Raw genomic sequence first — 629 nt, forward strand, 5'->3', positions numbered from 1 at the left:
CGAGGCCGCGCGCGAGGCGGGCATCCGCCGCATCGTCTTCGCCTCCAGCAACCACGCCATCGGCTTCACCCCCCGCCCGGCCACCACCCCCGTGCCGGATGAATCCCTCATCCCCATCAACACCCCGCGCCGCCCGGACACCTTCTACGGCCTGTCCAAGTCCTTCGGCGAGGACCTGGCGTCCTTCTACTGGGACAAGCACGGCATTGAGACAGTCGCCATCCGCATCGGCTCCTGCTTCCCCGAGCCCACGTCGGTGCGCATGCTGTCGGTCTGGATGAGCCCCGCCGACGGCGCCCGGCTGCTCCACGCGGCCCTCACGGCGGAGGACGTCGGCTATACGGTCGTGTATGGCAGCTCCGCCAACACCCGCCTGTGGTGGGACCTCGCCTCAGCGCGCGCGCTGGGCTACGAACCGCAGGACGACTCGGAGCCGTACGCGGCGAAGCTCATCGCTGAGCAGGGCGAACTCGATCCGGGCAACCCCGAGCATGCTTACCTGGGCGGGCACTTCTGCACGAACCCGCCGATTTGGCCGTACTGAGAAGCGCGCAGCATCAAAAGTCGGAGCAGAGGGCGGTGCACGCCACGCCAGAAACTCCCGCCCCTTCCGTGACCGGGCTGGTGCC

1 protein-coding gene is annotated in these 629 nt (G+C 69.0%); it reads left to right on the forward strand.

The genetic code is table 11. From position 1 onward, the window contains the following. Window positions 1-544 (forward strand): NAD-dependent epimerase/dehydratase family protein (locus CCN51_RS52640; protein WP_086861347.1); only part of this gene is annotated, 544 nt, incomplete at its 5' end. Between the last annotated feature and the right edge of the window lie 85 nt (window positions 545-629).

The sequence above is a fragment of the Streptomyces milbemycinicus genome (genome assembly GCF_002154605.1).
GTDB classification, from domain to species: domain Bacteria; phylum Actinomycetota; class Actinomycetes; order Streptomycetales; family Streptomycetaceae; genus Streptomyces; species Streptomyces milbemycinicus.